Origin of the sequence: Streptomyces sp. DvalAA-43, assembly GCF_900091725.1 — a bacterium.
Taxonomy (GTDB): domain Bacteria; phylum Actinomycetota; class Actinomycetes; order Streptomycetales; family Streptomycetaceae; genus Streptomyces; species Streptomyces pulveraceus.
Genome location: NZ_FMBW01000071.1, coordinates 23,842 through 48,973, shown reverse-complemented (window position 1 = coordinate 48,973; position 25,132 = coordinate 23,842). Strand labels below are relative to the sequence as shown.

Annotated in this window: 26 protein-coding genes; 18 read left to right on the top strand and 8 right to left on the bottom strand. The window is 71.8% G+C overall.

Features of this window, described 5'->3' with window-relative positions; all coding sequences use genetic code 11:
• Positions 1-88: 88 nt before the first annotated feature.
• The gene (locus GA0115234_RS28505; RefSeq protein ID WP_176729297.1) at positions 89-1,099 is read left to right on the top strand and encodes a hypothetical protein; all 1,011 of its coding nucleotides are present in this window, start codon (positions 89-91) and stop codon (positions 1,097-1,099) included.
• 107 nt (positions 1,100-1,206) lie between these two features.
• Here the strand turns inward: GA0115234_RS28505 and GA0115234_RS28500 are convergent, their stop codons facing one another.
• Together GA0115234_RS28500 and GA0115234_RS28495 are read right to left on the bottom strand one after the other, a co-directional pair.
• Positions 1,207-2,349, bottom strand: a complete 1,143-nt coding sequence (locus tag GA0115234_RS28500; RefSeq protein WP_093547442.1) for an NADH-quinone oxidoreductase subunit D — start codon at positions 2,347-2,349, stop codon at positions 1,207-1,209.
• A gap of 52 nt (positions 2,350-2,401) precedes the next feature.
• Positions 2,402-3,382, bottom strand: a complete 981-nt coding sequence (locus GA0115234_RS28495; protein WP_093547440.1) for an SAM-dependent methyltransferase — start codon at positions 3,380-3,382, stop codon at positions 2,402-2,404.
• 96 nt (positions 3,383-3,478) lie between these two features.
• On the opposite strand from GA0115234_RS28495, the gene GA0115234_RS28490 reads away from it, so the two are divergent.
• From GA0115234_RS28490 to GA0115234_RS28480, 3 genes are all read left to right on the top strand, one after another.
• Positions 3,479-4,681 carry a sensor histidine kinase gene (locus GA0115234_RS28490; RefSeq protein WP_093547438.1) on the top strand — a complete coding sequence of 401 codons (1,203 nt, stop codon included), beginning with the start codon at positions 3,479-3,481 and terminating at the stop codon, positions 4,679-4,681.
• An 83-nt stretch (positions 4,682-4,764) separates the two neighbouring features.
• Entirely contained in the window at positions 4,765-5,439 is a 675-nt protein-coding gene (locus tag GA0115234_RS28485; protein WP_093547436.1) for a response regulator, read from the top strand.
• A gap of 3 nt (positions 5,440-5,442) precedes the next feature.
• On the top strand, positions 5,443-6,051 hold the full coding sequence (locus GA0115234_RS28480; protein WP_093547434.1) for an AAA family ATPase: 609 nt from the start codon (positions 5,443-5,445) through the stop codon (positions 6,049-6,051).
• A gap of 55 nt (positions 6,052-6,106) precedes the next feature.
• On the opposite strand, the gene GA0115234_RS28475 is transcribed toward GA0115234_RS28480, so the two are convergent.
• Positions 6,107-7,207 (bottom strand): DUF5937 family protein, encoded by a 1,101-nt coding sequence (locus GA0115234_RS28475; RefSeq protein ID WP_093548269.1) that lies wholly within the window; start codon positions 7,205-7,207, stop codon positions 6,107-6,109.
• Positions 7,208-7,312: 105 nt separating this feature from the next.
• On the opposite strand from GA0115234_RS28475, the gene GA0115234_RS28470 reads away from it, so the two are divergent.
• Positions 7,313-7,588, top strand: a complete 276-nt coding sequence (locus GA0115234_RS28470) for a hypothetical protein (protein ID WP_093547432.1) — start codon at positions 7,313-7,315, stop codon at positions 7,586-7,588.
• Here GA0115234_RS28470 and GA0115234_RS28465 read toward each other — a convergent pair.
• Positions 7,585-8,787: a threonine aldolase family protein gene (locus tag GA0115234_RS28465; protein WP_093547430.1), complete on the bottom strand. Its 1,203-nt coding sequence runs from the start codon at positions 8,785-8,787 to the stop codon at positions 7,585-7,587. The genes GA0115234_RS28470 and GA0115234_RS28465 overlap by 4 nt on opposite strands.
• A 256-nt stretch (positions 8,788-9,043) precedes the next feature.
• On the opposite strand from GA0115234_RS28465, the gene GA0115234_RS28460 reads away from it, so the two are divergent.
• The 10 genes from GA0115234_RS28460 (at position 9,044) to GA0115234_RS28415 (ending at position 17,426) form a co-directional block, all read left to right on the top strand.
• The gene (locus GA0115234_RS28460; protein WP_093547428.1) at positions 9,044-10,000 is read left to right on the top strand and encodes a Rossmann-like and DUF2520 domain-containing protein; all 957 of its coding nucleotides are present in this window, start codon (positions 9,044-9,046) and stop codon (positions 9,998-10,000) included.
• Positions 10,001-10,173: 173 nt separating this feature from the next.
• Positions 10,174-11,187, top strand: coding sequence for a pantoate--beta-alanine ligase (panC, locus tag GA0115234_RS28455; protein ID WP_093548267.1), 1,014 nt, complete (start codon positions 10,174-10,176; stop codon positions 11,185-11,187).
• Positions 11,184-12,926 (top strand): L-aspartate oxidase, encoded by a 1,743-nt coding sequence (locus tag GA0115234_RS28450; RefSeq protein ID WP_093547426.1) that lies wholly within the window; start codon positions 11,184-11,186, stop codon positions 12,924-12,926. The genes panC and GA0115234_RS28450 overlap by 4 nt, the downstream gene beginning before the upstream one ends.
• A gap of 2 nt (positions 12,927-12,928) precedes the next feature.
• Complete coding sequence (gene nadC, locus GA0115234_RS28445; protein ID WP_093547424.1) at positions 12,929-13,972, top strand: carboxylating nicotinate-nucleotide diphosphorylase; 1,044 nt, start codon at positions 12,929-12,931, stop codon at positions 13,970-13,972.
• A complete protein-coding gene (locus GA0115234_RS28440) occupies positions 13,972-14,769 on the top strand; it encodes a type III pantothenate kinase (RefSeq protein WP_093547422.1) in 798 nt (265 codons plus the stop codon). Before nadC ends, GA0115234_RS28440 begins: the two co-directional genes overlap by 1 nt.
• Before the next feature lie 139 nt (positions 14,770-14,908).
• Positions 14,909-15,493, top strand: coding sequence for a hypothetical protein (locus tag GA0115234_RS28435; protein WP_093547420.1), 585 nt, complete (start codon positions 14,909-14,911; stop codon positions 15,491-15,493).
• Positions 15,494-15,541: 48 nt separating this feature from the next.
• The gene (locus tag GA0115234_RS28430; RefSeq protein ID WP_093547418.1) at positions 15,542-15,721 is read left to right on the top strand and encodes a hypothetical protein; all 180 of its coding nucleotides are present in this window, start codon (positions 15,542-15,544) and stop codon (positions 15,719-15,721) included.
• 108 nt (positions 15,722-15,829) lie between these two features.
• Positions 15,830-16,366 carry a BlaI/MecI/CopY family transcriptional regulator gene (locus tag GA0115234_RS28425; RefSeq protein ID WP_256088839.1) on the top strand — a complete coding sequence of 179 codons (537 nt, stop codon included), beginning with the start codon at positions 15,830-15,832 and terminating at the stop codon, positions 16,364-16,366.
• Positions 16,367-16,375: 9 nt separating this feature from the next.
• Positions 16,376-16,933 (top strand): amino-acid N-acetyltransferase, encoded by a 558-nt coding sequence (locus tag GA0115234_RS28420; RefSeq protein ID WP_093547414.1) that lies wholly within the window; start codon positions 16,376-16,378, stop codon positions 16,931-16,933.
• Positions 16,934-17,090: 157 nt separating this feature from the next.
• Positions 17,091-17,426, top strand: a complete 336-nt coding sequence (locus GA0115234_RS28415) for a histone-like nucleoid-structuring protein Lsr2 (protein ID WP_093547412.1) — start codon at positions 17,091-17,093, stop codon at positions 17,424-17,426.
• Here GA0115234_RS28415 and GA0115234_RS28410 read toward each other — a convergent pair.
• A complete protein-coding gene (locus GA0115234_RS28410) occupies positions 17,405-18,010 on the bottom strand; it encodes an SCO3374 family protein (RefSeq protein WP_093547410.1) in 606 nt (201 codons plus the stop codon). The two genes, GA0115234_RS28415 and GA0115234_RS28410, sit on opposite strands and share 22 nt — an antisense overlap.
• Before the next feature lie 428 nt (positions 18,011-18,438).
• Here GA0115234_RS28410 and GA0115234_RS28400 point away from each other — a divergent pair, with 428 nt between their 5' ends.
• Positions 18,439-20,967 (top strand): ATP-dependent Clp protease ATP-binding subunit, encoded by a 2,529-nt coding sequence (locus GA0115234_RS28400; protein WP_093547408.1) that lies wholly within the window; start codon positions 18,439-18,441, stop codon positions 20,965-20,967.
• Positions 20,968-21,099: 132 nt separating this feature from the next.
• On the opposite strand, the gene GA0115234_RS42570 is transcribed toward GA0115234_RS28400, so the two are convergent.
• Together GA0115234_RS42570 and GA0115234_RS42565 are read right to left on the bottom strand one after the other, a co-directional pair.
• Complete coding sequence (locus GA0115234_RS42570) at positions 21,100-21,477, bottom strand: trypsin-like peptidase domain-containing protein (protein ID WP_093547406.1); 378 nt, start codon at positions 21,475-21,477, stop codon at positions 21,100-21,102.
• Positions 21,474-21,644, bottom strand: a complete 171-nt coding sequence (locus GA0115234_RS42565) for a hypothetical protein (RefSeq protein ID WP_176729296.1) — start codon at positions 21,642-21,644, stop codon at positions 21,474-21,476. The genes GA0115234_RS42570 and GA0115234_RS42565 overlap by 4 nt, the downstream gene beginning before the upstream one ends.
• Positions 21,645-22,093: 449 nt before the next feature.
• Between GA0115234_RS42565 and GA0115234_RS28390 the strand changes: the two genes are divergently transcribed.
• Entirely contained in the window at positions 22,094-22,792 is a 699-nt protein-coding gene (locus GA0115234_RS28390; protein WP_093547404.1) for a M23 family metallopeptidase, read from the top strand.
• 48 nt (positions 22,793-22,840) lie between these two features.
• Here GA0115234_RS28390 and GA0115234_RS28385 read toward each other — a convergent pair whose 3' ends face one another.
• Positions 22,841-23,425, bottom strand: a complete 585-nt coding sequence (locus GA0115234_RS28385) for a TetR/AcrR family transcriptional regulator (protein WP_093547402.1) — start codon at positions 23,423-23,425, stop codon at positions 22,841-22,843.
• Between the two features lie 125 nt (positions 23,426-23,550).
• Here GA0115234_RS28385 and GA0115234_RS28380 point away from each other — a divergent pair, with 125 nt between their 5' ends.
• A complete protein-coding gene (locus GA0115234_RS28380; RefSeq protein ID WP_093547400.1) occupies positions 23,551-25,128 on the top strand; it encodes an MDR family MFS transporter in 1,578 nt (525 codons plus the stop codon).
• The last annotated feature ends 4 nt before the right edge of the window (positions 25,129-25,132 follow it).

The window sequence follows — 25,132 nt, the reverse complement described above, 5'->3', positions numbered from 1 at the left end:
GGGGGAAAAGGGGCCGTCAGGTAACCGGGAGGGAACAGATTGGCGGGCGGCCCCCCAAGTGCCCCGTACACACGGTAAATTTCAGGCCATGCCACGTGGACGTCATCGCCATTCGCCACCTCTGCACAGAATCCTTCCGTCGTCGGCAGTCGTCGGAGTCTCGGTTCTCTGTGCCTCGGGCGCCTGGCTGCTCGCCGAGCCCCTGGTCCTGCGCGGTCTGGTGGCCGCCTCGGCGGCCGCCGCCGTGACCGGCGCGTATCTGATGCGCAGCTGGGACCGGGAGGCCGGCCGCCGGGTCGCGGAGCTCACCCGGGCCCGCGCCGGTGACGCGTGGCGGGCCGAGGAGCGGATCGCCGAGCTGGAGACCGACCTGGAGGAGTCGCGGGAGCTGCGCACCCGGCTGGAGACGAAGCTGCGCCGCAAGCGCGTGGAGCTCGCCAACCTCCGCGGGGAGCACGCCGCGCTGCTGCGCCGGTACGCCAACGCCGAGACCGAGCGGGCCAGCGCGCTGGAGGGCCGCAGACAGCTCGCGCTCGAAGCCGCCGCGCCCCGGGAGCTGCCCGCCGCCCGCAGCACGCCGACACCGGCCGCCTATCTGCGGGCCGCCCAGGCGCTGGAGGACCTCGCGCGCAACGGGGCGCTCCAGGAGGCGCGCCGCACCGCCGAGCAGGCCAGGAAGCGCGATCTCGCGGAGCGGTCCCGGGAGGCGGAGGAGCGCCAGGGCAGGCACGCCGCGGACGAGGACCGGACCGGCGCGCACCATCTGCGCCCGCCGGCCGCCCTGCCTCCGACCCGGCAGTCCGCCGCGCTGCCCCCGGCGCGCACCGCACCGGCCGCCACCGCCGTCGCCCCGTACGCGGCGTCCCGCCGCCACCTGGTGCCGCAGGGCAGCTTCGACTTCTTCGGTACGCAGAAGGCGCGCGCCGCGATCGAGTCCGTGCAGAACGAGGACCTCGCCGACGTGGTGGGCGAGGAGGCGCTGGCCGCGCACCGTACGGGCACGCCCGGGAACCGGGTCGTCGGCGAGGTCATCGACCTGACCGCGCACGACGAGACCGAGCAGCTGGACGTGGTGGAGCTGCGCAGCGCCATCTCGTAGGCGGCACGGACAAGCAGGGCATCGGCGAGCAAGGCACAGACAGGCAAGGGCTGCCCCGGACCCGGGGCAGCCCTTGCTCGCCGATGCCGGTTGCTCGCCGGTGCCGCCTACTTGTCGATGTCGCCGACGACGAAGAAGAGCGAGCCCAGGATCGCCACCATGTCGGCGACCAGCGTGCCCGGCAGCAGCTCGGTGAGCGCCTGGATGTTGTTGTACGAGGCGGAGCGGAGCTTCAGCCGGTACGGGGTCTTCTCGCCCTTGGACACCAGGTAGTAGCCGTTGATGCCGAGCGGGTTCTCGGTCCAGGCGTAGGTGTGGCCCTCGGGAGCCTTGAGCACCTTGGGCAGCCGCTGGTTGATCGGGCCGGGCGCCAGGGCGGCCGTCCGGTCCAGGCAGGCGTCCGCGAGGTCCAGCGCGTTGTGCGTCTGCTCCAGCAGGCACTCGAAGCGGGCCAGGCAGTCGCCCTCGGTGCGGGTGACCACCTTCAGGGTGTCCTGGAGCTCCCCGTACGCGAGATACGGCTCGTCGCGCCGCAGGTCGAAGTCGACGCCCGAGGCCCGGGCGATCGGCCCGGACACCCCGTACGCGTGCACGGCCTCGGCGGAGAGCACGCCCACCCCGCGGGTGCGGCCCCGGAAGATCTCGTTGCCGAGCACCAGGTCGTCGTAGACGTCCATCCGGGAGCGGACCGAGGCGACGGCGTCCCGGACCCGGCCGAGCCAGCCGGCCGGGACGTCCTCCTTGAGGCCGCCGACCCGGTTGAACATGTAGTGCATCCGGCCGCCTGAGACCTCCTCCATCACGGCCTGGAGCTCCTCGCGCTCGCGGAAGGCGTGGAAGACCGGGGTGATCCCGCCGAGTTCGAGCGGGTACGAACCGAGGAACATCAGATGGTTCAGGACCCGGTTCAGCTCGGCGAGCAGGGTGCGGGTCCAGACCGCGCGCTCCGGGACCTCCATGCCGAGCATGCGTTCCACGGCCATCACGACGCCCAGCTCGTTGGAGAACGCCGACAGCCAGTCGTGGCGGTTGGCGAGCATCACGATCTGCCGGTAGTCGCGGGCCTCGAACAGCTTCTCCGCGCCGCGGTGCATATAGCCGATGACCGGTTCGGCGTGCTGGATGCGCTCGCCGTCCAGGACGATGCGCAGTCGGAGCACGCCGTGGGTGGAGGGGTGCTGGGGGCCGATGTTGAGCACCATGTCGGTGCTCTCCGCCGCGCCGCCGATGCCGACCGTCGTCTCCGTCATGCGGTCAGTATCGCGTGAACGCGCCGGGGCTCCGAGCCCAGGGCGCCCGTTCTCAGCCCCTGCGCTGCATCAGCCAGCCGAAATCGCCGAGGCCGCCCCGGGCCGTCAGCTCCGCCGCCTCGCCCGCCGAGGCGAGCGCCCGTACGTAGCCCGCCGGGTCGGCCGACGCCAGGGCCAGGGGCGGGCGCTCGCCGCTGACACCGAGGCGGCGCAGCGCCTCGCGCTGGCTCAGCAGCTCGGGCGGCGCCCCGGCCCCCGCCCCGGCCGCCGCGCACGCGTCCAGCGCCACATGCGCGGTGAGGTCGCAGCTGCCGTCCGGCACCGGCCGTACCTCGCGTCCGGCCCGGAAGCCGGTCAGGGTGCCGAAGGGCGGCCGGGCCTCCCGCACATGGGCGTAGTCCACCGCCACGGCGAGCCCCCCGGCCAGCGTGGCCACCGCCCGTGCCCAGGCCTCGTCGCGGGGGCGGCCGATCTCCGCGCGGCCCCCCGGCCCGGCCGACGGCCACCAGCGGCGCAGCCACGCGGCGTCCGCCCCGGTCACCGGAGCGCCCAGCCGTTCCGCGCCGTCAGACGCCCGGACGAGGACGTACCGGTCGACGCCGTCCGCGTCGGTCTCGGCGACCTCGGCCGGGACGTTGTCCAGCCACTCGTTGGCGAAGAGCAGCCCGTATGTGCGCGTCGGCGGTTCGGCGCACCACTCGATCCGGGGATCCAGGCCGGGCGGCCGGTCGGCCAGCTCCACGGCGTACGCCCGTACGTCGAGGCCGTCGGCGCCCGCGCCCGGCAGCGCCGCCAGCACCCCGGTCAGCAGCTCGCCCCGGCCGGCGCCCAGATCCACCAGGTCGACGGACCGGGTGCCCAGCTCCCGTGCCGTCCCGACCAGCAGCCGGGCGACGGCGGAGGCGAAGAGCGGGGAGGCGTGCACGGAGGTGCGGAAGTGTCCCGCCGGCCCTTCGGGGCTCCGGTAGAACCCCCCGTCCCCGTACAAAGCGGTCTCTGCCGCCTCCTGCCACCCACGCCACTCATCCGCCACGTGTCCAAGTCTCCACCTTGGGGAGTACGGTCCCTGAAGCCGGATCGGCCCTTCGGCTGACCCGTCCGCCCCTCGCCTGTCCCTACGCTGGGTCACGTGCAGCGCCTCTACGACTTCCTCCGCAGACACCCGACGGGCGTCGACAGCTTCTGGGCCGTCGTCCTCCTCGGGCTCTCCGGCGTGTCCATGGCGAGTTTCCCGAAGGGCGGGCTGGAGCGCGTCGCCGGCGTTCCGATCGTCCTCGGCCTCTGCCTCGTCGTGGCGCTGCGCCGACGGGCGCCGGAGAAGATGCTGCTGCTCGCCATCGCGATGGGGGTGGCGCAGCTGGGCACCGGGGTGGGGCCCGGCGTCATGAACTTCGCCCTGCTGGTGATCGTCTTCACCGTGGCCACCGTCGGGGAGCGCTGGGCGTCCCGGCTCGCGCTGGTCTGCAGCCTGTGCGCGGCGGGCCTGTCCAAGCTGCGCTGGCCGGGGGAGGCGCCGCGGACCGGCTGGGCCGAGGAGATCTTCATCGTCGTCGTGCTCACCGTGCCGTTCGTGCTCGCCTGGGTGCTCGGCGACTCGATGCGGACCAGGCGCGCCTACTTCAGCCAGCTGGAGGAGCGGGCCGCCCGGCTGGAGCGGGAGCGCGAGGCGCAGTCGAAGGTCGCGGTGGCGGCCGAGCGGGCCCGTATCGCCCGTGAGCTCCACGACGTCGTCGCGCACAACGTGTCGGTGATGGTGGTGCAGGCCGATGGCGCGGCGTACGTCATGGACGCGGCACCCGACCAGGCCAAGCAGGCCCTGGAGACCATCTCCAGCACCGGTCGGCAGGCGCTCGCCGAGATGCGCCGGCTGCTCGGGGTGCTGCGCACGGGCGACGCGCAGGAGAGCGGGGAGTACGTCCCGCAGCCCGATGTGGGCCAGATCGAGGACCTGATCGAGCAGGTCAGGCAGACCGGTCTGGCCGTCGACTTCAAGATCGAGGGAACCCCGCGATCGCTGCCCAGCGGGGTCGAGCTGACCGCGTACCGCATCGTGCAGGAGGCCCTGACCAACACCCGCAAGCACGGCGGTCCGGACGCGGGGGCCAGTGTGCGTCTGGTCTACTTCGACGACGGGCTCGGACTGCTGGTCGAGGACGACGGGCGGGGCGCCGCGCACGAACTGTACGAGGACGGCGGCGCCGACGGCGCGGGCCACGGGATGATCGGCATGCGCGAGCGCGTCGGCATGGTCGGCGGCACGCTGGACGCCGGGCCGCGTCCCGGCGGCGGCTTCCGGATCAGCGCGCTGCTGCCGCTCAAGCCCGCCCACTAGCCGCTCGAACCCGCCCACCAGATGTTCCAGCCCATTGGATGCTTCGGCCCACCAGATGTTTCGGACAGGAGACAGGACCCCTCATGGCGATCCGCGTGATGCTCGTCGACGACCAGGTGCTGCTGCGCACCGGCTTCCGGATGGTGCTCGCCGCCCAGCCGGACATGGAGGTCGTGGCCGAGGCCGGTGACGGCGCCGAGGCGATCGAGACCCTCCGTTCCACCGCCGTCGACGTGGTGCTGATGGACGTACGGATGCCGAGGCTGGACGGGGTCGAGGCCACCCGGCGCATCTGCGCGCAGCCGGACGCGCCCAAGGTGCTCATCCTGACCACGTTCGACCTCGACGAGTACGCCTTCTCCGGGCTGAAGGCCGGGGCCAGCGGCTTCATGCTCAAGGACGTGCCGCCCGCCGAGCTGCTCGCCGCCATCCGCTCCGTGCACAGCGGCGACGCCGTCGTCGCCCCGTCCACCACCCGTCGGCTGCTCGACCGCTTCTCCCCGATGCTGCCGAGCGGCACCGGCGAGCCGCAGCACAAGGACATCGCCAAGCTCACCGAACGCGAACGCGAGGTGATGCTGCTGGTCGCCCAGGGCCTGTCGAACGGCGAGATCGCGGCCCGCCTGGTGCTCTCCGAGGCGACCGTGAAGACGCACGTGGGCCGCATTCTCACCAAGCTGAGCCTGCGCGACCGGGTGCAGGTCGTGGTCCTCGCGTACGAGACGGGGCTGGTCCGGGCCGGTGGCGGGGCGGTCTGACCGATGGGACCGCTGATCTGGATCAACGGCCCGTTCGGCGTCGGCAAGACGCAGACGGCGTACGAGCTCCGGCGTCGGCTGCCCGGCAGCGTGGTCTGCGACCCCGAGCGCGTCGGGTTCGGGCTGAACCGGACGCTGCCGCCCGCCCTGCGCGGCGACTTCCAGGACCTGAAGGCCTGGCGCGACGGCGTGCGCGAGGTGCTGGGGGTGGCGTCGCGGGGGCACCCGGGGCCGGTGATCGCGCCGATGACGCTCGTCGACCCCGGCTACTTCACCGAGATCGTCGGGCGGCTGCGCGAGGACGGGCACACCGTGCACCATGTCGCGCTGCTCGCCGAGCGGGCCACGGTGCTGCGCCGGCTGAGCGAACGCGGGCTGGGGCGCGGGCTGAAGCGGGAGAGCTTCGCCGTACGGAAGCTGGACCACTGCCTCGAACGGCTCGTGGAGCCGGAGTTCGCCGAGCATCTGGCCACCGACCGGCTGACGGTCCCGCAGGTCGCCGACCGGATCGCCGGATCGGCGGGGCTGACCCTCCTGCCGGACACGGACGGTGCGCTGCGGCACCGGGTACGGCGGGTCTGGACGGGCGTCAGGCACATCCGCTTCGACTGAGCCGGGACCGAGCCGGGGCGGGCTGGGGGCCCGGCCCGGCCCGGGGCGCCTTCGCTCAGCGCAGGATGCCCTCCAGGAAGTCGCTGCCGAGCCGGGCCACCGAGGTCAGGTCCAGCTGGTGCAGCACGTACCGGCCGCGCCGCCGGGTGGTGACCAGGCCCGCCTTCTTGAGTACCGCGAGATGGCGGGAGACCTCGGGCGCCGTGATGCCGTGCGTATCGGCGAGCTGACCGGTCGTGTGCGGGGAACGGGCGAGGTGGCGGCAGAGGCGCATCCGCATCGGGTGGGCCAGCGCCTCCATGCGCAGCTGGAGCAGTTCCACGGAGGCGGGGGAGGGCAGCTCCGGCTGGTGCACCGGGTAGTGGATCACCGGGCGCCAGCCCGCCGCGTGCAGCAGGTTGAGGTGCGGCCAGCCGAAGGTGGACGGGATGAGGGTGAGCCCGGAGCCGGTGGCGCTGGTACGGCCCTCGCTCAGCTTGTCGGCGCTGATCAGGGTTTCGGCCTCGTCGACGGTCAGCGCCGTGGACACCGCGCCCATCGCCTCGCCGATCCCCTTGCGCCGCAGCAGATCGGTCTTGTGCCGGGCGTCGGCGACCAGCTGGACCTGGACCCGGCGCCAGGTGTCCGCGAAGAACGCCCGGTCGCAGTCCTCGAACAGGCGCCGCACCCAGCCGCGCAGCGGCGCCGGATCGGCCAGCAGCTGCTGGGCGAACTCCACCTGCCGGGGGCCGCGCGCCGCCGCCATGTCCAGGGCGCGGGCGTGCATCGTCGGGTCGCTGAGCGGGGAGGGCGCGCCGACCCCGTACAGGCTGGTGCAGGTGAACTCCAGGGCGGCGGCGACGAACCGCTCGTCGTCCAGCCGGTCGAGGATGTCGAGGTCCTCGGCGAGGTTCGCGCCGGTCCGGCCGTTGCCGCCGCGGACACCGGCGAACGGCATGAAGACGTCCGAGAACGTGTGGCGCCACAGGAAGTCGGCCTCGTGCAGCCGGTCGGCGAGGTCCGGGTCCAGTGCGCTGGAGGTCGCCGTCGCCCAGCCGTGCAGGCCGGGGTGGTGCCCCGGCTCGGAGAGGGCGTGCAGGGCCAGCCCCAGCTCGGCGAGGGGGGAGGTCTCGAAGACGATGCGGTCGGGGGTCAGCCCGGCGATGTCGATGTGCACGCTCACCCCTCCATAGTGCGGGGTGCCCGCGCGCGTCACCGCGCCATTTGACGGTGGTCGTCAATCGGCGGGCCGGACGGGCCGGGACCGGCCCACGCTGAGGCCATGGACGCCTTTCAGCAGCACATGATCGACAGCTACCGCTCGGCCCAGCGGGGCGAACTGCCGCCGCCGCTGCCGGGCCGGCACGACTGGGACGTGGTGCGCGAGGTGCGCGACCGGCGCCGCTTCGACGCGGTGATCGCGGGCCGCCCGGCACGCGGCCGCCGGCGGTCGGCGCTGCTGTCGGGCCGGTGGCGGGCGGCGCTGCGGTCCCGGTTCGCCCGGAGCCGCGGCACCGGGCGAACCGGGGAGTCGGGGGGAACCGTGGGTTCCTGCTAGCCCAGCCGCTCCACGAACCCCCGTACGGCGTCCCGTACGTCCTCGGCGGTCCACTCCAGCCCTTCGAGCCCCACCGTCACCTCGGTGAACGACACCCCGGGCGGTCCGGCTGCCGCGGGGTACCACTTGCGGAAGAGGGAGACGCCCGTCTCCTCCGCCTGCCGCACCGCCGCCTCCGTCAGGGCATCCGGTCCGTACGGCAGCCACACCTGGAACTGGTGCGTGTGCGGCGGCTCCGGATGCACCCGGAACCACCCGGCACCGGCCGCCGCGAAGCCCTCGGCCATCGCCTGCGCCACCACCTTCGCCTGCGCCACGTACGACGGGAGCAGCGGCAGCTCCTGATCGAGGCCGATCAGGGCGGCGAGCGCCGCCGGGAACTGCTGGAAGACCTGTCCCCCGTACCGGTGGCGCCAGGTGCGGGCCTCCTCGATCAGTGAGGCGGGACCGGCCAGCGCGGCCCCCGAGATCCCGCCCACGGTCTTGTAGAACGACACGTACACGCTGTCCGCGAGCGCCGCGATCTCCGGCAGCTCCCGCCCGAAGTGGGGGGCGCACTCCCACAGCCGCGCGCCGTCGATGTGCACCACCGCATCGCGTTCCCGCGCGGCCGCCACCACGGCCTCCAGCTCCTCCCACGTCGGCAGGACGAAACCGGCGTCGCGCAAGGGAAGTTCCAGCATCAGCGTGCCGAACGGCTCGTCGAAGTCGCGGATCTCCTGCGCCGTCGGCAGCCGGGGTTCGTGCGCCGGATGGACGGTACGCAGCCCGCTCACCGCCCCCAGCGCGCCCCGCTCGTGCAACTCGGGGTGGGCGAGGGGGTGCAGCGCCACGGTGGCGTTGCCGGTCCGCCCGGCCCAGCACCGCAGCGCGACCTGCTGCGCCATCGTCCCGGTCGGGAAGAACGCGGCGGCCTCCATGCCCAGCAGGCCCGCGATCCGCTCCTCCAGCTCGGCGACGACGCCGTCGCCGTAGATGTCCGCGGGGCGGTCGAGATCGGTGACGGCACCGGCCCCGGCCGTCAGGGCGGCCAGCCGCTCCCGGAGCGAGAGGTTCATCGGCGGCCTGATCAGGACCCGTTCGGCCGCGTGCCAGGCGTTGATCCTGCGCAGCCGCTGCGCCTCCTCGGGCGACTGGGGCCCGGCCGTCCCGTCCGCGTCCCGCGCCCGCTCGTCCGTGCCTGTGGTGGTGTCTGTCATGTGACGATCATCGCGCGGCGGGCGGCTCGGGCCCGCATGGTTTTCCGGGTCGTCCCGGCTCGGGCCCGCATGGTTTTCCGGGCCGTCCCGGCTCCGGACCGCATGGTTCCCCGGACCGTCCCGGCTCCGGACCGTGCCGACGCCCGGAGTTTTCCCACAGGCTGTGGACGGCCGGGAGTCCGGGCGAAACGCTGGCGTAGCATGCAGAGAAATCGTCCGGTACCCCCCGCGGACTGGAACGGAAGGCCATCGCCGCGTGAACGCAACAGCCCCCCATGATTCCCTCGACGCGAGGGACCGCCCCGCCCGCCTCACGGTCGGCGTCGTGGGCGCGGGCCGTGTCGGCCCCGCTCTCGCGGCGTCCCTCCAGCTCGCCGGGCACCGTCCGGTCGCCGTGTCGGGCGTCTCCGACGCATCCGTGCGCAGGGCGGCCGCCCTGCTGCCCGGCGTACCGCTGGTGGAGCCCGCAGAGGTCCTCGCGCGCGCCGAGCTGGTGCTCCTGACCGTCCCCGACGACACCCTGCCCGGCCTGGTCGAGGGCCTCGCCGAGACCGGCGCGGTGCGGCCGGGACAGCTGATCGTCCACACCTCCGGGCGGTACGGGACGAAGGTCCTGGACCCGGCGCTGCGGGCCGGCGCCCTGCCGCTCGCCCTGCACCCGGCGATGACGTTCACCGGCACCACGGTCGACGTCCAGCGGCTGGCAGGCTGTTCGTTCGGCGTGACCGCCCCCGAGGAGCTGCGGCTCGCCGCCGAGGCGCTGGTCATCGAGATGGGCGGCGAGCCCGAATGGATCGCGGAGGAGTCCCGCCCGCTCTACCACGCGGCACTCGCCCTCGGCGCGAACCACCTGGTCACCCTGGTCGCCCAGTCGATGGAGCTGCTGCGCACGGCCGGGGTCGCCGCCCCCGACCGGATGCTCGGCCCCCTCCTCGGCGCCGCGCTCGACAACGCCCTGCGCTCCGGGGACGCCGCGCTCACCGGCCCGGTGGCCCGCGGCGACGCCGGTACGGTCGCCGCGCACATCGGCGAGCTGCGCAGGCACGCCCCGCAGACCGTGGCCGGTTACCTCGCGATGGCCCGCGCCACCGCCGACCGCGCCCTCGCCCACGGCATGCTCAAGCCGGAACTGGCCGAGGACCTGCTCGGGGTCCTGGCCGACGGCACGGGCACCGGCGGTACGAGCGGCACCGGATCACAGGAGCCCCGATGACCGACACGACCGGCGCAACCGGATCGACCGGTGCAACCGGCACACCCGAAACGACCCGCACAGCCGACACGATCGACTCGACCGGCACAGCTGGCACGACGGGCACAGCCAGCACAGCCAGCACAGCCAGCACAGCCAGCACACCCGGCACGACCGACCCCGACGCGCCGCGGATGCCCCACAGCCCCGCGGCCACCCTGCTCCGTACCGCGGCCGAGCTCGGCGCGTTCGCCCCGCTCAGGGGGGCGCGGGCCGTCGTCATGACCATGGGCGCCCTGCACGAGGGCCACGCCACCCTGATCCGCGCCGCCCGCGCGGCCGCGGGCCCCGGCGGCCAGGTGGTCGTCACCGTCTTCGTCAACCCGCTCCAGTTCGGCGAGGCCGCCGACCTGGAGCGCTACCCCCGTACGCTCGACGCCGACCTCGCCGTGGCGGGCGCCGCCGGGGCGGACGCGGTCTTCGCGCCGTCCGTCGACGAGGTCTACCCCGGCGGCGAGCCGCAGGTCCGGATCTCCGCGGGCCCCATGGGCGAGCGGCTGGAGGGGGCCTCGCGCCCCGGGCACTTCGACGGCATGCTCACCGTCGTCGCCAAGCTCCTCCACCTCACCCGCCCCGACGCCGCGTTCTTCGGGCAGAAGGACGCCCAGCAGCTGGCGCTGATCCGCCGCATGGTGCGCGATCTGAACTTCCCGGTGGAGATCGTCGGCGTGGAGACGGTCCGCGAGCCGGACGGCCTCGCGCTCTCCAGCCGCAACCGCTTCCTGGACGCGGAGGAGCGGCACACCGCCCTCGCCCTGTCCCGGGCCCTGTTCGCCGCCCGCGACCGGCTCGCCGCCCAGCAGGCGCTGCACGCCCGCGCACAGACCACCGCGGCCACCACCGGCCGGGCCGCCGCGCTCACCGCGCTCGGCGAGGCCCGCGCCGCCGCCGACACCCAGGCGGTGGCCCTGGCCCGCCCGGTCGACGGCCCCTCGGCGGTACGCGCCGCCGCGCTCCTGATCCTCGACGACGCGGCGGCCGGACAGCCCCCGCTCGCCCTGGACTACCTGGCGCTCGTGGACCCGGCCGACTTCACCGAGATCCCCGACGACCGCACCACCGGAGAGGCGGTCCTCGCCGTCGCCGCGAGGGTCGGCACGACCCGCCTCATCGACAACATCCCGCTGACCTTCGGAGCCACCACGTGACCGGAATACGGCTGACCGCCCCCGCCCCCGGCTGGTCCCTCGACGCCGACGTCGTGGTGGTCGGCTCCGGCGTGGCCGGTCTCACCACCGCACTGCGCTGCGCGGCGGCGGGCCTCGCCACCGTCGTCGTCACCAAGGCCCGTCTCGACGACGGCTCCACCCGCTGGGCGCAGGGCGGCATCGCGGCCGCGCTCGGCGAGGGCGACACCCCCGAGCAGCACCTCGACGACACCCTGGTCGCGGGCGCCGGTCTCTGTGACGAGGCGGCGGTCCGGACGCTGGTCACCGAGGGCCCGGACGCCGTTCGCCGGCTGATCGGGACCGGTGCCCACTTCGACACCACGGAGAGCGGCGACATCGCGCTGACCCGCGAGGGAGGCCATCACCGCCGCCGCATCGCCCACGCGGGCGGCGACGCCACGGGCGCCGAGATCTCCCGGGCCCTGGTCGAGGCGGTCCGCGAGGCCGCCCTGCACACCATCGAGAACGCGCTGGTCCTGGACCTCCTCACCGACGCCGAAGGACGTACCGCGGGCGTCACCCTGCACGTCATGGGCGAGGGCCAGCACGACGGCGTCGGCGCGGTCCGCGCCCCCGCGGTGGTCCTCGCCACCGGCGGCATGGGCCAGGTCTTCTCCGCCACCACCAACCCGGCCGTCTCCACCGGCGACGGGGTGGCGCTGGCGCTGCGGGCCGGAGCGGAGGTCTCCGACCTGGAGTTCGTCCAGTTCCACCCGACGGTCCTCTTCCTCGGCTCCGGCTCCGAGGGCCAGCAGCCCCTGGTGTCGGAGGCGGTACGGGGCGAGGGCGCCCATCTCGTCGACGCGTCCGGCACCCGCTTCATGCTGGGGCAGCACGAGCTGGCCGAGCTGGCCCCGCGCGACATCGTCGCCAAGGCCATCACCCGCCGGATGGAACTGCACGGCACCGCGCACATGTATCTCGACGCCCGTCACTTCGGCGCCGAGATGTGGGAGCAGCGTTTCCCCACGATCCTGGCGGCCTGCCGCGCCCACGGCATCGACCCGGTCACCGAGCCGATCCCGGTCGCCCCCGCCGCGCACTACGCCTCCGGCGGCATCCGCACCGACCTGCGCGGGCGTACGACGGTGCCCGGTCTGTACGCCTGCGGCGAGGTCGCCTGCACCGGCGTGCACGGCGCGAACCGGCTGGCTTCCAACTCCCTCCTGGAGGGCCTCGTCTTCGCCGAGCGCATCGCGGCGGACATCGTCGAGGACCGCCCGCGCGCGGGCGCCGCGGAGACCGGCACCCCGCGCACGCCCTCCCCGCTGATCGCCCCGGAGGCCCGGTCCACGATCCAGCGCATCATGACCCGGGGTGCCGGAGTGCTCCGCTCCGCCGAGTCCCTGGCCACCGCCGCCGACGAGCTGGAGGCCCTCCACAACAGCGCCGCCCTGGCCGTCGAGGCGGACGAGCCCAAGGTCGCGGTGCCCGGCGTCGAGGCGTGGGAGGTCACCAACCTGCTGCTCGTCTCGCGCGTCCTGGTCGCCGCCGCCCGTCAGCGCGAGGAGACCCGCGGCTGCCACTGGCGCGAGGACCGGCCCGAGCGCGACGACGAGAACTGGCGCCGCCACCTCGTCGTCCGGCTCACCCCGGAGCGCCGCCCGGTCCTCCGCCGGACGGAGACCCAGGCATTCGGGCCCGTACGCCCCACGCAGGCACCAGACTGCGCAGCAGCACCCCCGACCCACCCCGCCGACGTCACCGAGGAGCCGTAACCGTGAGCACGCCCGAAGAGAATCCGCGCCCCACACCCGTGGACGTACCGCTGATCCAGATCGGCGCGCCCGCACCGTCCGCGGGCGGCTGCGGGGACGGCTGCGGCTGCGGCGGGGACGACTACTACGAGGCCGACCCGCTGGAGTGCGGCCTCGACCCCGCCCTGACCCAGCTCCTCGCCGACGCGGGCCTGGACCCGGTCCAGGTCGAGGACGTCGCCCACGTCGCCATCGCGGAGGACCTCGACGGCGGGGTGGACGTCACCACCGTCGCGACCGTCGCCGAGGACGCCGTGGCCACCGGTGACTTCACCGCCCGCGAGGCGGGCGTCGTGGCCGGTCTCCGCGTCGCCGAGGCGGTCCTGTCCATCGTCTGCACGGACGAGTTCGCGGTCGAGCGCCATGTCGAGGACGGCGACCGGGTCGCCCCCGGCCAGAAGCTGCTGACCGTCACCACCCGCACCCGCGACCTGCTCACCGGCGAGCGCAGCGCGCTCAACCTGCTGTGCAGGCTCTCCGGCATCGCGACCGCCACCCGCGCCTGGGCCGACGTGCTCGAAGGCACGAAGGCCAAGGTCCGCGACACCCGCAAGACCACCCCGGGCCTGCGCGCCATGGAGAAGTACGCGGTGCGCTGCGGCGGCGGCGTCAACCACCGCATGTCGCTCTCGGACGCGGCGCTGGTCAAGGACAACCACGTGATCGCGGCGGGCGGCGTGGCCGAGGCCTTCAAGCGGGTACGGGACGAGTTCCCGGACGTACCGATCGAGGTCGAGGTCGACACCCTCCAGCAGGTCCGCGAGGTGATCGACGCGGGTGCCGACCTGATCCTGCTGGACAACTTCACCCCGCTGCAGACGGTCGAGGCGGTCGCCCTGGTCGGCGGCCGCGCGGTCCTGGAGTCCTCCGGCCGGCTCTCCCTCGACACCGCCCGCGCCTACGCCGAGGCGGGCGTCGACTACCTGGCCGTCGGCGCGCTCACCCACTCCTCGCCGATCCTCGACATCGGCCTGGACTTCCGCGACACCGACGGGGCCGACGCCTGATGCTGCTCACCATCGACGTCGGCAACACCCACACCGTCCTCGGCCTGTTCGACGGCGAGGAGATCGTCGAGCACTGGCGGATCTCCACCGACGCCCGCCGTACCGCCGACGAACTCGCCGTGCTGCTCCAGGGCCTGATGGGCATGCACCCGCTGCTGGGCATGGAGCTGGGCGACGGCATCGAGGGCATCGCGATCTGCTCCACGGTCCCGGCCGTCCTGCACGAGCTGCGCGAGGTGACCCGCCGCTACTACGGCGACGTCCCCGCCGTCCTCGTCGAGCCGGGCATCAAGACCGGCGTGCCGATCCTGATGGACAACCCGAAGGAGGTCGGCACGGACCGCATCATCAACGCGGCCGCCGCCGCCGAGCTGTACGGGGGCCCGGCGATCGTCGTCGACTTCGGCACGGCCACCACCTTCGACGCGGTCTCCGCGCGCGGCGAGTACACCGGTGGGGTCATCGCGCCCGGCATCGAGATCTCGGTCGAGGCGCTCGGCGTCAAGGGCGCCCAGCTCCGCAAGATCGAGCTGGCCCGGCCGCGCAGCGTGATCGGCAAGAACACGGTCGAGGCGATGCAGTCGGGCATCATCTACGGCTTCGCCGGCCAGGTCGACGGCGTCGTCGCACGGATGAAGCGGGAGCTGGCGGCCGACCCCGACGACGTCACCGTCATCGCGACGGGCGGCCTTGCGCCGATGGTGTTGGGGGAGTCCTCCGTCATCGACGAGCACGAGCCCTGGCTCACCCTCATCGGGCTGCGTCTGGTGTACGAGCGGAACGTGTCCCGGCTGTAGCGGACAGGCGGCGTACCTGCGGGAACGGCCCACGGGGGAGGGGGGCCGCCGCCGCGCCGCCGACGGCCAGTTAAGCCGATTTTGTCCATTTAGCACGTATTGTCGCGTCATGCCCACGCCTTACGGATCACGCGGCGGTATGGCGTTCAGCGCGGACGAGCTGCGTGTGCTCCGACGCGCCCTCGCCATCGCCCTTCACCCGATGCCCCTGCCGGACGAGGACGTCCAGGACTGCCTGCGACTGGCCGGCGCCGTGGACGAGGCGGTCGGCGAGGCGGGACGGCTGCGCACGTTCCTCCTCGCCGACCTCGTCCGCTACCGCAACGCCCTCCCCGGCTCCGTCAGCGGCTATCTGGAGCTGCTCCAGGACGCCCTGGCGGGCGGATACGACCCCCGCCCCGACGACCTCGCGGCGCTGCGCGCCCTGCGCCACAGACCGGTGGCCGCGGCGCTCCTGGAGCGCTGTCAGGTGCTCGCGGAACGGTCGGTACGGGCCCGCCTCGCCGGACGCGCCGCGTCGGCGAAGGCCCCCGCGCCGCGCAGTCGGCTCCTGGCCCTGCCCGGCGGCCGGGCCGCCGCCGACGACGGACCCGAACAGCCCAAGGCCCCGGCGGCACCGCCCCGGCCCGGCCGGCCGTCCGGGCGCCCCGCGCCGAAGCCCTCGGAGGTCTTCCCGCCCCGCCGTCGCCCGGCGCCCCCGCCCCAGCAGCGCGCCGCCGGGTAGCGGAGGGGCGACGCGGAACTCCGTACCGGCCTCGCTACTCTGGACGCCATGGACTATGTATCCGCGCTCGTACCCCCCGTGGTGATGGCCGCCTTCTTCATCGGCCTCGTCGTGACGATCGTCAAGAGCCAGGGCGGTCCCAACAAGGCCAAGGAGGACGCGGCCGTGGACCTGGCGATCGGCCGCGCCGAGTCGGTCCAGCAGGCACCGCGGACCGACGGCGCCTGATTCCGGCACCCGCAGCACACGAAGGGCGTACGGCTCATCCGGAGCCGTACGCCCTTTTGTCGCGCAAATAAGCCGGTCATTCCAGGCATGTGGCACTAAAGTGACATTGTGCCCCGCCCATTGGGAGATCTGGAAGACGCCGTGATGACACGGGTCTGGCAATGGAACCGTCCGGTGACCGTGCGGGAAGTCCTTGAGGACCTTCAGCAGGAACGCTCCATCGCCTACACCACCGTCATGACGGTAATGGACAATCTCCATCAGAAGGGCTGGGTACGCAGGGAAGTCGACGGCCGCGCATATAGATATACGGCGGTCTCCACCCGCGCCGCCTACGCGGCCGCACTGATGAACGAAGCATGGTCGCGCAGTGACAACCCGGCGGCCGCTCTTGTCGCCTTCTTCGGCATGATGTCCGCCGAGCAGCGCGAAGCCCTCCAGGACGCCATGCGGGTCGTTCAGCCCAAGCTGTCCGGGGCCGCCGAGCCCCCGCCCGCCGAACAGAGCGGTGGACAGACCGCCGAACAAGCCGCTGAACAGACCGGTGAACCGGCCGGAGCGGCGACCGGTGAACCGGCCGGAGAAGCGGCCGAAGGCCCGGCCGGAGATCCGGCCGATGGGACGGGCCCGGGGGCCGGGCGATAGCGTCGGGGTATGTCCTCAGAGCTTCCGCATGCCGATTCCCGTACCGAACCGCCGGCCATAAACACGGCCGTCACCGTCCGACGTGCCAGGACCAGCGATGTGGCATCGGTCCGGCGCCTCCTCGACGGCTACGTACGTGAAGGCATCCTGCTCGACAAAGCGACCGTGACGCTTTACGAGGACATCCAGGAGTTCTGGATCGCGGAACGCGACGAGGACGCCCGCGTCATCGGCTGCGGTGCACTGCATGTGATGTGGGAAGACCTCGCCGAAGTGCGTACTCTCGCCGTCGATCACAGCATCAGGGGCGGCGGAGTCGGCCATCACGTGCTGGACAAGTTGTTGCAGACCGCCCGCTGGCTCGGTGTGCGACGGGTTTTCTGTCTCACCTTCGAAGTCGACTTCTTCGCGAAGCACGGCTTCGTGGAGATCGGAGAGACACCGGTCGACGGAGATGTCTACAGTGAGCTGCTGCGTTCCTATGACGAGGGTGTAGCAGAGTTCCTGGGTCTCGAACGGGTGAAGCCGAACACCTTGGGCAACAGCCGGATGCTTCTGCATCTGTGACCGTCTTCTGCGGTTGCCACAAGAAGCCGGAACCCTATGTCCGAATCGCGCATGTTTCCCGTCTCCCCGTGATCCTGAACCTCTCCCGGGGGTTTGTGTTTTCCGGGGAAAAGCGGTTTCCTTTCCGCGTACTGCATTTTCGATGAAAGGGAATCCAGTGGCACAGAAGGTTCAGGTCCTTCTTGTCGATGACCTCGACGGCGGCGAGGCGGACGAGACGGTCACGTTCGCTCTCGATGGCAAGACGTACGAGATTGACCTCACGACGAGCAACGCGGACAAGCTCCGTGGTCTTCTTGAGCCGTACACCAAGGGTGGCCGGCGCACGGGTGGCCGCGCGGCGGGTGGCCGTGGCAAGGGCCGCGCCGTCACGGGTGGCAACAAGGACACCGCCGAGATCCGTAAGTGGGCCCGCGAGAACGGCCACAATGTGAATGACCGTGGCCGTGTTCCCGCGGAGATCCGCGAAGCTTACGAGAAGGCCAACGGCTGAGCTGTCGACCCATCCGTCGACGGCCCCGTTCGGGCACGCGTCAACCGGACCCGGTGGCATTCCGTCGCCACCGCGTCCACCAGCCGTACGAGATCGGGAGCACCCCCACCCCTGCTCCCGAGGGCGGCGAGGGCCGGGAGTCCCGACCCTTCCTCGTGTCGTGGCCCGGGGGGTCGCAGCCATGCGGCCGCCCCCGGCCGGCCCGCCATCCGTCCGGGCGGCACCGGCGCGGTGATCCGGCCGCCCGCGCCGATGGCGGTCAGCGCGAGGGCGACGCCTCCCCACTCCAGCCAGTCGAGCAGCCCCGGCAGCTCCTCGGCGCTTCCCGCGGCGACCAGCAGGTTCATCCGCGCGCCCGACAGCGCCACGGGCCCGGTGCGCTCCAGCCGCCGCAGCGCCGCGTGACCGGCGGCCGCGGGCACCTGGAGCACGTCGAACCGCAGGCCGGTCAGCAACCGCACCGGTGCGGTCCCCGCCGTCGCCCAGCCGAGCTCGCGTTCGTACCACTGCGCCCACCGGGCGCTCTCGCCGCTCTCCCGCTCACCGGTGGCCGACGGCAGGGGTGGCGGGACGGTGATGGCCATGCCGGAAGAACGGCCCGGAGACCCCCAGGGTTACGCAGAGTCCGTGAGCGGGCGCGCCATGTGTCCGTGATGGGGGCGTAGGGGCGCATTCGGGAGCGTCAATGTGTTCGCCCGTAGCGGAGGGAACCGGCGCGCGCCGCATGGACTGTCTGTAATTGCGGGTAAGACATCCCTAGTGGGGAGGGGCGACACGCAGGCTCGGGCATCTCACGTTCGCCATCGGCGTACTGGCGAAAGGGGTATCTGCCTGGCCTGCGGGAACATCGTCTCGCACCATCGGGTTGGAGAAGTTGTCGGCGTTCGGGGCAGGAGGCCAAGGACGGTGTCGGCAGTTGGAATGAGCGGTCCCCGCTTGCGGGACTAAGCTGCGGAAGGACAGGGAGGGGACCGACCCCTTACTGCCTGACCGCTCTGAGGAGCGATTAACGATGTTCGAGAGGTTCACCGACCGCGCGCGGCGGGTTGTCGTCCTGGCTCAGGAAGAAGCCCGGATGCTCAACCACAACTACATCGGCACCGAGCACATCCTCCTGGGCCTTATCCACGAGGGTGAGGGTGTCGCCGCTAAGGCCCTGGAGAGCCTCGGGATTTCGCTCGAGGCGGTCCGCCAGCAGGTGGAGGAGATCATCGGCCAGGGCCAGCAGGCCCCGTCCGGGCACATCCCCTTCACGCCCCGGGCCAAGAAGGTCCTGGAGCTCTCGCTCCGTGAGGCCCTTCAGCTCGGCCACAACTACATCGGCACCGAGCACATCCTGCTTGGCCTGATCCGCGAGGGCGAGGGTGTCGCCGCCCAGGTCCTCGTGAAGCTGGGCGCCGACCTGAACCGGGTGCGGCAGCAGGTCATCCAGCTGCTCTCCGGGTACTCGGGCAGCAAGGAGGCGGCGACCGCGGGCGGCCCCGCGGAAGGCACGCCCTCCACGTCCCTGGTGCTCGACCAGTTCGGCCGGAATCTCACCCAGGCCGCTCGTGAATCCAAGCTCGACCCGGTCATCGGGCGCGAGAAGGAGATCGAGCGGGTCATGCAGGTGCTGTCCCGTCGCACCAAGAACAACCCGGTTCTCATCGGCGAGCCCGGCGTCGGCAAGACGGCGGTCGTCGAAGGACTGGCGCAGGCCATCGTCAAGGGCGAGGTGCCCGAGACCCTCAAGGACAAGCACCTCTACACCCTCGACCTCGGCGCGCTGGTCGCCGGCTCCCGCTACCGCGGTGACTTCGAGGAGCGCCTGAAGAAGGTCCTCAAGGAGATCCGCACCCGCGGCGACATCATCCTGTTCATCGACGAGCTCCACACCCTCGTGGGTGCGGGCGCCGCCGAGGGCGCGATCGACGCCGCCAGCATCCTCAAGCCGATGCTGGCCCGCGGTGAGCTGCAGACCATCGGTGCCACCACGCTCGACGAGTACCGCAAGCACCTGGAGAAGGACGCCGCTCTCGAGCGCCGCTTCCAGCCCATCCAGGTCGCGGAGCCGTCGCTGCCGCACACCATCGAGATCCTCAAGGGCCTGCGGGACCGCTACGAGGCCCACCACCGCGTCTCCATCACGGACGAGGCGCTGGTCCAGGCCGCGACGCTGGCCGACCGGTACATCTCGGACCGCTTCCTGCCGGACAAGGCGATCGACCTGATCGACGAGGCCGGTTCCCGGATGCGCATCCGCCGGATGACCGCGCCGCCGGACCTCCGCGAGTTCGACGAGAAGATCGCGGGCGTCCGTCGCGACAAGGAGTCGGCCATCGACTCCCAGGACTTCGAGAAGGCGGCTTCCCTCCGTGACAAGGAGAAGCAGCTGCTGGCGGCGAAGACCAAGCGCGAGAAGGAGTGGAAGGCCGGCGACATGGACGTCGTGGCCGAGGTCGACGGCGAGCTCATCGCCGAGGTCCTCGCCACCGCGACCGGCATCCCGGTCTTCAAGCTGACGGAGGAGGAGTCCTCCCGTCTGCTGCGCATGGAGGACGAGCTCCACAAGCGCGTCATCGGGCAGAAGGACGCCATCAAGGCCCTCTCGCAGGCGATCCGCCGTACGCGAGCCGGTCTGAAGGACCCGAAGCGCCCCGGTGGCTCGTTCATCTTCGCCGGTCCGTCCGGTGTCGGTAAGACCGAGCTCTCCAAGACGCTCGCCGAATTCCTCTTCGGTGACGAGGACGCGCTGATCGCCCTCGACATGTCGGAGTTCAGCGAGAAGCACACGGTTTCCCGCCTCTTCGGCTCGCCCCCCGGTTACGTGGGTTACGAAGAGGGCGGACAGCTCACCGAGAAGGTGCGCCGCAAGCCGTTCTCCGTCGTCCTCTTCGACGAGGTCGAGAAGGCCCACCCCGATATCTTCAATTCCCTGCTCCAGATTCTGGAAGACGGTCGCCTGACCGACTCCCAGGGCCGGGTCGTGGACTTCAAGAACACGGTCATCATCATGACGACCAACCTCGGGACCCGGGACATCTCCAAGGGCTTCAACCTGGGCTTCGCCGCCCAGGGCGACGTCAAGACCGGCTACGAGCGGATGAAGAACAAGGTCAACGAAGAGCTCAAGCAGCACTTCCGCCCCGAGTTCCTCAACCGTGTCGACGACACGGTCGTCTTCCACCAGCTGACCGAGGAAGACATCATCCAGATCGTCGACCTCATGCTCGCCAAGGTGGACGAGCGCCTGAAGGACCGCGACATGGGCATCGAGCTGAGCTCGGAAGCCAAGTCGCTCCTGGCGAAGAAGGGCTACGACCCCGTGATGGGCGCCCGGCCGCTGCGCCGGACGATCCAGCGCGAGATCGAGGACATCCTCTCCGAGAAGATCCTCTTCGGTGAGCTGCGCCCCGGTCACATCGTGGTCGTCGGCACCGAGGGCGAGGGCGAGGAGAAGGCCTTCACCTTCCGTGGCGAGGAGAAGTCGGCGCTGCCCGACGTCCCCCCGATCGAGCAGGCGGCAGGCGGCGCGGGCCCGAACATGTCGAAGGACGTGTGAGGACGCTCCCGAGCGCCTGAGCAGTAAGGCAGTAAGACCGAAGGGGCTGCCCCGGACCGTGCGCAACGGTCCGGGGCAGCCCCTTTTTCTGCGTGTACTTCCCCTGCGCGTACTTTTCCGTGCGTACGGCGGTCAGCGGCCTATGCCGAGGCCCTCGGCGCCCCTGACCGACGCCTCGCCGGTGACGGTCACCCGGCACCCGGGCATCTCGCAGCCGGGGACCGCGTGCCCGGTGTGGAGGGTGCCGAGCCGTACCGGGGCGACCGGGAGCACCGGGTCGGCGGTCAGCAGGAGGGCGGCGTCGAGGCCGTGGTCGATCCAGGCGACCGTCGCCGTCGCGTGGTCCGCCCGTCCGGGGTGGGCGACCGCGGCCCGGCTGCCGCCCCTGACCACATGGGCGCAGGTCAGTACGAGCCGGTCGGTGAGCAGGGCGCCGCTGCCCTGGACGGTTCCGGCGCCCAGCACGACGACCGTGCGCGCCGCGGGTGCGGTGGGCGGCGCGGTGCTCACGGCCGGGGCGCTCCGCCGCCGAAGTGTGCTGTGCTGCCCTGGTCCCCGTGGCCGATCTGCCAGGGGCCGCCGGTCGCGGCGTCGATGAGCTGGTTGCGGATCGACTCGACGGCATCGGCGAGCTCGATGCCGTCCATGCCGCTGCTGCCTGCGGTGCCGCTGGCCATGGCCTGTCCCCCCGGGATGAGCTGGTCGTCGTGTCAGCCCGTGGGGCCGAAGGTCCCGAAACGGACAGCCTCCGGGCCGCCGGCGGTGACAAGGCGCACAGCCCGTTCCGGGCCTACTAGGGAACGTAGGAGGGAGCGCCGTGATCGTCGCGGGGACCTTCGGCCCTGCGACGGAGGGGGTTTCGGGTGCCGGAGGGACGAGAACCCGGATCACCAGCATCTGTCCGGTTCGAGTGGGTTTGAAACCAAGGTCGGGTCTGCCCGGAGCCGGACTTTCGACGGGTGCGAGTGCGGGGTGCGCGAGGTCCGTGGCAGTGAATTCCCGGGGCTCCGGATACGGCTTTTGTTCGTAGATGGGGTGTTTGATCCATGGCTGGGGTGCGGGTTACCAAAGAATGGCCAGCCCGGCCGGAACGCCGGGTCCAGTCATCTCCGGAGGTTCTCCGCTTATGTCGAAGCGCGTTTCGTTCCAGCACTCCCGCCGCCCGTCCCTGTCCCGTGTCCGGGGTGCCGTCGTGGCAGCCGGCCTGGGGACGTCGATGGTTCTCGGTGCGGGCGCTGCGTTCGCGGCCGCCCCGGCGGGCGCCCCGGACGGTGTGAACCTGCTGGGCAGCGGCGCTGCCCAATCGGTCGCCGAGCAGGCGGCCGTGCAGGGCAAGGTCGCGGCCAAGAAGGCGGCGGCGGTCAAGAAGGCGGCCGCGGCGAAGAAGGCCGCCCTGAAGAAGACCCACGGCTGGGGAGCCCCGGTCAGCCGCTACGAGCTGAGCGCGAGCTTCGGCAACGACGGCAGCCGCTGGGCCCACAAGCACTCCGGCCAGGACTTCGCCGTGCCGACCGGCACCAAGGTCCGCGCCGCGCACACCGGCATCGTCGTGAAGGCCGGCCCCAACGGCGGCGGCGACGGTCCGGCGTACGGCAACGCCGTCGTGATCAAGCACGCCAACGGCACGTACTCGCAGTACGCCCACCTGTCGAAGATCGAGGTGCGGATCGGCGAGGCCGTGAAGACCGGCGAGCGGATCGCGCTCTCGGGCAGCACCGGCAACTCCAGCGGCCCGCACCTGCACTTCGAGATCCGGCACACCGCCGACTACGGCTCCGCGATCAACCCGGTCAGCTTCCTGCACAGGGAGGGCGTGCGGGTCTGACCCGACCGGGACGGTCCCGACGGGGACGTTCCCGACGGGGACGGCTCGCTACTCCACCGGATCCCGGCCGTGTGCCCGGGTGACCAGTTCGAAGGCGACTTCGAGGACGGCCTTGCGCTTCTCCTCGGGGTCGCCTTCGAGGTCTTTGAGGGCGAACATGCCCGCGTGCGTCGCGAAGAGCGCGGTGGAGCAGCGCACATGGTCGGTCATTGACGCGCCGGGTTCCTGGATCAGGTCGACCAGGGCGACGACGCGCTCCTTGATGGTCTGCCCGATGCTCAGTTCCCGTACGGCCGCCTGGTTCTCCTGCATGAAGCGGAACAGCGGGGCGGCGGCCACCAGGGCCTCGCTGTAGCGGCTGAGGATCTCCTTCTTCGTCTCCAGGGTGCGCGGCTGCTCCTTGCCCCAGGCGAGCAGCTCCTCGACCGGGCGGTTGAGGTCCTCGAAGATGCTGACCAGGATGTCTTCCTTGGTCTTGAAGTGGTAGTACAGCGCGGCCTTGGTGACATCGAGCCGCTCGGAGATCTCGCGGAGCGAGGTCTTCTCGTAGCCCTGTTCGGCGAAGAGCTCCAGGGCGACGTCCTGAATGCGCTGGCGCGTGTTGCCACGGCGCTGCTGCGGCGTGCTCCCCATGAAACTCTCCCTCACGAACTTACTTGACGCCCGGCTAGTTGGGGGTCTACTTTCCCCAGTGTAGTTACTAGCCGGGCGGCAAGTAAGTGTCTGGCCCGTACCGGGGATCAGGGGAGTGGGGACCAATGTCCGATCTGAAGAAGGCGGCCGTCGGGACGGCGGCCGTCGCCGACCGTCCGGCCGCGAAACCCGAGACGCCGCAGCGGAGCGTCAGGGCGGTGATGCTCGCCCTGATGATCACGATGCTGCTCGCCATGCTGGACAACCTGATCGTCGGCACGGCGATGCCGACCATCGTCGGCGACCTCGGCGGCATGGAGCACCTGTCCTGGGTCGTCACCGCGTACACCCTGGCCACCGCCGCCTCCACCCCCATCTGGGGCAAGCTCGGCGACATGTACGGGCGCAAGGGCATCTTCCTCACGTCCATCGTGATCTTCCTGGCCGGCTCGGTGCTGAGCGGAATGTCCCAGGACATGGGCCAGCTGATCGGTTTCCGGGCGGTCCAGGGGCTCGGCGCGGGCGGCCTGATGGTCGGCGTCATGGCGATCATCGGTGACCTCGTACCGCCCCGCGAGCGCGGCAAGTACCAGGGCATGATGGCCGGCGTCATGGCCATCGCCATGATCGGCGGACCGCTGGTCGGCGGCACCATCACCGACCACCTCGGCTGGCGCTGGAGCTTCTACATAAACCTGCCGCTGGGCGCGATCGCCCTCGCCATGGTCACCATCGTGCTGCACCTGCCCAAGCGGAAGGGCGCCCAGGGCAAGATCGACTACCTCGGCGCGGGACTGCTGACCCTCGGCATCACCGCGATCGTCCTGGTGACCACCTGGGGCGGTACGGAGTACGACTGGAACTCCGCCATGATCATGGAGCTCATCGCGATCGGCGTCGTCGCGCTCGTAGGCTTCGTCTTCGTCGAGACCAAGGCAGCAGAACCGATCATTCCGCTGCGCGTCTTCCGCAGCCGCAACTTCACCCTGATGTCCGTCGTCGGCTTCGTGGCGGGCTTCGTGATGTTCGGCGCGGTGCTCTTCCTGCCGCTGTACCAGCAGTCCGTCCAGGGCGCCTCGGCCACCAACTCGGGTCTGCTGCTCCTGCCGATGCTGCTGGCGATGATGGCCGTCTCGCTGATCGCCGGACGGGTCACCACCAGCACCGGCAAGTACAAGATCTTCCCCGTGATCGGCTCCGTGCTGATGGTGACCGGTCTCTTCCTGCTCTCCCGGATGGACGTCGACACCACCCGGTTCACCTCCGGCGTCTACATGGCGGTGCTCGGCGCGGGCATGGGCTTCCTGATGCAGATCACGATGCTCGTCGCCCAGAACAGCGTGGAGATGAAGGACATGGGCGTCGCCTCCTCCGGGGCGACCCTCTTCCGCTCGCTCGGCAGCTCCTTCGGCGTCGCGATCATGGGCGCGCTGTTCACCGGCCGGGTGCAGGACGAGATGGTGGCCCGCGGCGGCGGTGCGGCCACCGAGCAGTCCGCGCAGCTGGACGCGGCGAGCCTGGCGAAGCTGCCGGACGCGGCGCGCGAGGCCTACCAGTTCGCGGTGTCGTCCGGCACGCACCTCGCGTTCCTCGTGGGCGCCTCGGTCGCCCTGGTCGCGCTGGTCGCCTCGGTCTTCGTCAAGGAGGTGCCGCTGCGCGGAGCGGGCCCGGTGACCAAGCAGGCCGAGGCCGAGGCCGTCTGATCCC